7 protein-coding genes are annotated in these 6,629 nt (G+C 66.8%); 6 read left to right on the top strand and 1 reads right to left on the bottom strand.

Annotated features, from left to right (window positions below; all coding sequences use genetic code 11):
- The first annotated feature begins 81 nt into the window (after window positions 1-81).
- From ACZ7IB_RS48400 to ACZ7IB_RS48390, 3 genes are all read left to right on the top strand, one after another.
- Complete coding sequence (locus ACZ7IB_RS48400; RefSeq protein ID WP_470921702.1) at window positions 82-945, top strand: MFS transporter; 864 nt, start codon at window positions 82-84, stop codon at window positions 943-945.
- 161 nt (window positions 946-1,106) lie between these two features.
- The gene (locus ACZ7IB_RS48395; protein WP_470921700.1) at window positions 1,107-1,628 is read left to right on the top strand and encodes a hypothetical protein; all 522 of its coding nucleotides are present in this window, start codon (window positions 1,107-1,109) and stop codon (window positions 1,626-1,628) included.
- Between the two features lie 132 nt (window positions 1,629-1,760).
- Window positions 1,761-2,090, top strand: coding sequence for a hypothetical protein (locus ACZ7IB_RS48390; RefSeq protein ID WP_470921698.1), 330 nt, complete (start codon window positions 1,761-1,763; stop codon window positions 2,088-2,090).
- Window positions 2,091-2,127: 37 nt separating this feature from the next.
- Here ACZ7IB_RS48390 and ACZ7IB_RS48385 read toward each other — a convergent pair whose 3' ends face one another.
- A complete protein-coding gene (locus ACZ7IB_RS48385; RefSeq protein WP_470921696.1) occupies window positions 2,128-2,850 on the bottom strand; it encodes a BlaI/MecI/CopY family transcriptional regulator in 723 nt (240 codons plus the stop codon).
- Between the two features lie 445 nt (window positions 2,851-3,295).
- Between ACZ7IB_RS48385 and ACZ7IB_RS48380 the strand changes: the two genes are divergently transcribed.
- From ACZ7IB_RS48380 to ACZ7IB_RS48370, 3 genes are all read left to right on the top strand, one after another.
- Window positions 3,296-3,580, top strand: coding sequence for a WhiB family transcriptional regulator (locus ACZ7IB_RS48380; RefSeq protein WP_470921695.1), 285 nt, complete (start codon window positions 3,296-3,298; stop codon window positions 3,578-3,580).
- A 535-nt stretch (window positions 3,581-4,115) separates the two neighbouring features.
- Window positions 4,116-4,541, top strand: coding sequence for a hypothetical protein (locus ACZ7IB_RS48375; RefSeq protein ID WP_470921693.1), 426 nt, complete (start codon window positions 4,116-4,118; stop codon window positions 4,539-4,541).
- A 108-nt stretch (window positions 4,542-4,649) separates the two neighbouring features.
- The gene (locus ACZ7IB_RS48370) at window positions 4,650-5,495 is read left to right on the top strand and encodes a hypothetical protein (protein WP_470921692.1); all 846 of its coding nucleotides are present in this window, start codon (window positions 4,650-4,652) and stop codon (window positions 5,493-5,495) included.
- The last annotated feature ends 1,134 nt before the right edge of the window (window positions 5,496-6,629 follow it).

The raw sequence follows: 6,629 nt of genomic DNA, 5'->3' as shown, positions 1-6,629 counted from the left end.
CACCGAGAGCGCGTCGCTGACCTGCGAAGTCTCAGCGCTGGCCACCGAGTGGCCACGGTTCGTGAGAATTGGCCACAAGTTTTGGGAACCTACAAGCTGCCCACCACCCTGCGCGCCCGGGGATTCGGACGCCTGTACTGGGCGATGAACGGCGGAGCCGGCGTCGCGGCGGGAGTCGGCTCACTCCTCGCCGACTCCCACTTCGCCTATCTGTTCCTCGTCGACGCCGCCGCCAACGTGATCTTCGCGCTCGTGATGTGCGCCCTGCGCGAGCCGACCCGCGTCACCGCCCAGGACAAGAAGCCGACGACGAATCGGCGGACCCTGACCACCATGCTCCGCGACAGACCCTTCGTCACACTGTGCGGCATCACCCTGGCCTGGCTGATGGTCTACCAGCAGATGCTCTTCGGCCTGCCCCTGGCCATGAGCCGTGACGGCCTTCCCGCATCCGCATACGGCCTCATCAGCTTCATCAACGCCGCCCTCGTCCTGGTCTTCCAACCCTGCTTCCAGCCGGCCATCGACCGCTCCAGCCCCGCCACCGTGTGCATGTGGGGAGCACTGTTCACCGGCGCCGGCATGGGGGCCCACGTGCTGACCGATCACACCCTCGGATACGCCGCAGCGGCCGCCATATGGACAGCCGGCGAGGTCCTCTTCTTCGGCGCAGCGATGACCAGCGTGGCCGAACTCGCCCCCGCCCATGCCCGCGGACGCTACGCCGGAGTATGGAGCTGCACCCTCGGGCTGTCGGCGCTTGCCGCACCCCAACTCGCGGCCCTCGCGATGAAGATCGGCGACATCGCCGTGCTGTGGACCACATGCGCCCTCCTCGGCGCCGCAGCCGCTGCAGCATGCGCCGCACTGCGCCCAGCCATCGACGCACGGCGCCTGCCGGCACAACCGGCCCCCACCCCGGAAGCCGTCCCGGCCGCCGCCTGACCTGCACACACGCAGAGAAGCACACGCTCGCTCGTGGCCCGGCCCTTTCCTGCTTCCCGTCGGGAGGGAAAGAGGATTCTGACGCCTGCCGAATTTCTGCCCTGCGGGATACGGACCAGCCCGTGGGCGAGCTCCGCACCACGTGGAGGGAGACTGCCCACATGCCCATGACCGACCTCTGCGAGGCGATTGCCGCCGTCTTGTATCCACAACTGCAGCCTGCAGCGACGGCAGCAGACACGAACGGCGACGCCGCTGACATGCCCTCACGCAGCGCGGACCCTGACCCTCAGGTACGAGAAGGCGACTCCGATGCCTACACCGCCATCCATGCCCGCCAGCTGGAGGAGTGGTCCCGGATCGTCGGCGACCTGACCGCGGTCCGGGGCTGGGGCGAGGACCCCCTTCTGCACGCCCTTGACGCAGCGCGCCGGCGCCGCGAGCAAGTTGACGCAGACGTAAGACTGTTGATCGCCTTCGGACGGGAGTTCATCAGCCCCCGCCCCTATGAATACTCCGTCCTCGCCCGTGCCTCGGGCCTGACGCAGTACCTGGTCAGAAAGGCGTACACCGCAGATGACGTCGACTGCATCCACCAGATCACCGGGCTCGACCCCCGGACACCGACGACAGACCTGGAGGAGCCTGCGACCAGCTGGACGACGGCATGTCCTGCTCCCTGACAGCAGGGCCGATCGGTCCTTGAAGTCTGCACACGGCGGGTGGCGGGTGGCGGACGCGCCACGGGGTTGCAGTACCGCATCGTCCCGTGGTTCCGTGGCTCGTCTGCAGCCCCGGCGCCACCTGGAGACACAGTGACCAACCCCGCTGTCCCTGTCCCCTGGAAGGCGCTGGCCACCGGAGCCGCCGTCTGCGTCCTTATCGCCGCCGCCATGCCTGGCTCGCGCACGACGCTTGCTCTCCTGGCTGCCGCGCTGGGCATTGGGGCCATGGCCAACTACCGGCCGCGCGCGGCAGTCGCCTGGCTGGCAGCTGGACTCATCGCAGGCGTACTTGCTTGGGGCTTGGGCGACCGCTACCCGTTCGGCTACGCGGTGGCGGCCTTCCAGCTTTTGGTCGGCGTCGTACTGCTGCCCAGGCATCTACGACGCTCCGGCCAGGACGCGTCAGACCACACCCGGTGAATGCCGCATTCACAGCAGCGGCGCGCCGAGGCCTGGGCTAAGCGTCCGCGGTGACCTTCTCACCCACCGCCTCCGGAGCCACCGGCTCGGTAGGCGCCTCGTTCCCAGCGGGTGCGGGCGCGGTGTAGAACGCGGACCGCTGCTTGCGCTCCTTCTCGATGACCTCCTTCCTGGCGAGGCCATCCAGCGTGTTACGCACGGTCTGCTCGGAGACCGTCCGCTCGGGATGCGCTGTCTCCAGGGCCGCATGGACCTCGCGGACCAGGAGGGGCTCACCAGCACGCGCGCGAACAAGGCCCAGGATGAGATCATTCAGCGACGCCTCCGCGGCCGTTTTAACGGGCTTCATCGCCGTGGTTGTCTCGGCAGTCTTCTTCGTAGTGGCCTCCGTCTTCGCGCTGGCCCCCTTGGGAGCGGGCTGCGCCTTCTTCCCACCACGGCCCGCGGTGCCAGAGGCCCTCTTCTTCTGCCGCGGCTGGGGGACAGCCTGCGGCGCGGCTGTGGTCCCAGCGGCACCGGACCGGACGGCTTCGGGGGTTTCCTCGCCAGCGATCGCGGTCTGCCGCGCGGCCGACGGTGGCAGGGCACCCTGCATGCCGGACAGCCAGGATTCGTCTGCCTTCAGTTGTTTCAGGCGCCCGTTCAGATCTGCGATCTGCGCGCAGACGTCGGCCTGTTCCTTACGGTTGGCCTCGAGATCGGCGGCAAACTTTTCCGCATACTGGCTCTGAATAGGGGCGGTGTCAGCCTGATTGGCCACAGCAACTCGCTTTCGTCGTATGTGTTGCTGCCGGATGCTACTCACCTTGAGACAGCCATAGATGCTCTCCCACCCGATTGCCACTCTTGCGGGTACCGCAGACGCCGTGATGCCCGCGATGGAAGCAGCCTCCCCACCCCGCTCAGCAGTTGCCCGACAGCCCTGTCCCGAAGAGCCGCCACACTCGATTCGAAGGCGAAGGTCGCCGACGTTCACGAGCACAAGTGAGAAGCACACCATGCTGCAAGAGGTATACCGGTGCGCTGGTGCACAGACCTGGCCGGCTACATCGTTGCGGGAGCTGCTGGTGCCCGACCTGCCGGCTCCGCCTGAAACGGCCGTGGTGTGCCACAGTGGCCAACCACCCGAACCGGCCGGTGCCGGGTCGCGGCATAGGCTGGCCGTGTGCTGCCATTACGGAGTCCCGACGGGGGAGGGGAAAACGATGAGCACGACGGCCTACTGGAGCGAACAGGCTGCCTGCCGTAGCAGTGATCCGGACGTCCTGTTCGCCAAGACAGCGCAGCAGAACCGAGCCAAGGCCATCTGCACTGGGTGCCCCGTACAAACCGAGTGCCTGGTCGAAGCACTCGACAACCGCGTCGAGTTTGGTGTGTGGGGAGGGATGACCGAGCGGGAGCGGCGTGCGCTGCTTCGCCGCAGACCCGACATCACCTCCTGGGGGGACGTGCTGGAGACAGCCCGCAGGGAGTACAGCGCCTGCCTGTAGAAATGTTCCCAAGGGATTTCGGCCCCGTTCACGCCCCTGCTTCCAAGGGGCACACCACATCCCGTGAAGGCCTCCTCTCGCCTGCCAGACCCGGTTGCGCGGACAAGTTCACCAGAAGAGCACGAGAAACTCGTTGCCCTCGGCGTCGATGTCAGCACAGCGGCCTTCCTGACCGCCCCAAGGTACGACCGAGCGCCCAGTGCGCTTCAGAGCGACAACGGCACTGGCCCAGGCCTGTTCGGTGAGCACCGCCCCGTGTCCGGAGAGTCCTCGGCCGACGATCCGGATCCCGGCGAACGCACTGTCTGCCGCGCGCTGAACAGTTCAGGTCCTTCCCGGAGATCGTTGCGGGAGTCGATTCTTGCCTCGCCGTGACATGCAGCCCAGCGGTGCCAGCGGATTCTTCCCCAGGGCGGGAAGGAGAAAGCCGCCATATCCCGCCGTTCGGGAACGAACGACACCTCAACCCTGCCCCACCCACGCGCTGGCATACGCTTTTGACTGGCATACACGCCCCGGACCTGGGAGACCTCAAATGGACCTGGCAGCCTACGATTTCGACCGTGCCGCCACCACCCGGGCACGCCTCAGAGCCGACGCGGCGGCGGAAGCCCCCGATGACATTGCCGCAGTGCTCAGCCGCTCGGACACACCCGACGAGCTCGTGTCGACTTCCTTCCAGGTGGTCAGCGACCTGGACACCCTGCACGGACCCGCGCAGGGCCCTGTTGCGGTGCCCGGCGAAGCCGAGGACGCGGGTCTGAGCGGGGTGATCGACGCGGCAGACGATCAGGCCTGTGCGCTGCTCTACCAACGTGTACTGCTCCGCGGAACGGCGGAGCAGCAGGAGCAGATACTCAACAGCAGGCGATTGAGTGAGCTCTGGCCTCAGCTCTCGAAGGATCTGCCCGACGGGGTCAGCGAGGTATGGCAGCGGCGTTTCCCCGGACTGGGGAGCTGATAGCCCATGGCTGGATTCCATGCCCAGCGCGATGTGGCACGCACCGCGCTCGCGAGTCTGAAGTCCGACTTCCGGGTGTCTGGGTCTCTGGCTCTCCACATACATCGTGTGCCGGGCGCCGCGCTGACGGAGGAGATCACTCTTACCTCAGAGAACGCATTTGACGGCGTCCAGGCTCGTGCCTTCCTGGCCAGCGAGCTGAGACTGGCCTCCTACGACGTGGTGGAGTCCGCCAAGACTCTGCTGGTCCGGTCTCCCGACCTGTTGCCCCTAGCGATGCTCAGGATCCAGAGCCTGCCGCACGGCGCACCCCCGCAGACCGTCGACGGGATCGCGACGGCTTCCGTCGAGGACGTACTCTTCCGAACCATCGACCTGCTGCACAGCCGGTCCGAAGCCCCCGACTTCATAAACTTCGATGCTCTCAGTGCGCATGCCGGAGACGACACCTTCGACGTGTTCGTGCGCGCATACCTCAGCGGGCAGACCGAAGCCGATGCACAGAGCCGCCCAGTAACACATCACGCCAGCCGTCTCTTCGAGCGTCTTGCTCTGGTCATGCGCAAGCCGGACCTCGAGCTGCGGCACTACGGGCACCCCGATCCCGGCCGCCTGCGTGATTCTGTCCTCCAGATCGCAGGACGCGTGGTGGCAGAGGTTCCCCAGGCAGCCTGGCTGTTCCAAGCTCCGCTCAGCCGGCTGCGGTCAGCGGCGGCAGGAGAGATGTCGGCAGTGTTCGACGCTGCCACAGATGCTGCCGCACCTGTCAGCAGGGACCTGACACAGGCGCGTGAGCTGCGGATTCTCGTTTTGCAGGCCGCCATTCTCCTGCGTCAGCAGCAGACCGAGCGACGGATCCCGCCTGTCTCTCCACCGGCGTCAACTGTTGACCCGGGCCACCACCACACTCACCAATTCCTCCCTTCCCGCAGCGGACCGAGGACTGCCTTGTAGGGGCCAGCACTGTCCTGCGTACAGCCGCGGGATTTCGACGGTGCGACCCGCACGTGGCACGTTTACCTCGGCCAGCCCGACGCCCGGGCGCGCGGCGGTGCCACGGGACGTGAGACACCCGTTGGTGACGGAGGCGCCGAGGGCGGTGGATTTTACTGTCGGGCTTCGACACCAAGAAACCGACCGATTTCGAACAAGCCACTGCCGCTCTCGTCCGCCGCGACGGCCCGACCATCAGCCGCGCCAACGGGCTTTGCCATTTCCCGGCCGTCGGGAATGCGGGCACATGATCCCGGACTCACCGGGCTGAGATCTGACCCTAAATCTCAAGTTCAGCTTGAGACTTCACGTGAGCAGGGTTCATCTGCCGCAACTACTCACAGCCGAAGACTCAACGCACCTGGCCGCTGGGCCGTACTCGCACGTGCGCGGCTGACAAGGAAATGCCGGGATGGACGTTCCGTCACCAGCCACGAGAGCCAGCCGCCCACCCCGGGCGCCACTCACACCCTGCCACACCCACACCGCCCTGGACCGGTGAGGCCCTGACCCGGGCATCGGCACCATGCCCACCTCGGCAAGAACGCCTCTTACACAAACGGCAACCATCGGGCTCGGGCGATGAGGGAAGCGAAAGTCGCCCGCACGGTAGTGGTCACCTGGCTGCCGCCCGAGCCCGACTAGAAGGGGTCTCGGCGACCTCGGGGCGGATGAGGCCCCGGTCGCCGGTGATGCTCTACAGGGCCGCCGACGCTGTCGCCGGCGGGCTGGGCCAGGCACCAGACGCCGGTGGTCACAGGCGACATCCGGCGTAGTGCGGGCGCTGTCAGAGACGGATGAGATGCTGGAGGGATGTCTGGCGGTGCCCATCGTCCGAAGCCGATGCCACCGCCAGGCATCCCATGGCCTGTGGCGGCTATGGGGCCCGATTCCCCTCAGGCGCCGGACGGAATCGCTCCTCTAGAAGCAATACCGGTGACTTTGAGGGTGTCGGCTCGTTGTGTTGGGTGTGCCAAGGCCGGGACAGGTGAAGTCGGTCGGGGGCGAGCGGTTTTCGGATCGCATCGCTCTCGGAGTGTTAACGCGTGCGTTTACGCCTGATCTGGTGGACGAGGTGGTGGCGGAGTGCGGGCG

It is taken from the genome of Streptomyces sp. NPDC037301, from assembly GCF_055602785.1.
The sequence above is the reverse complement of the archived record's forward strand: the minus strand, read 5'-3'. Positions and strand labels throughout refer to the sequence as shown.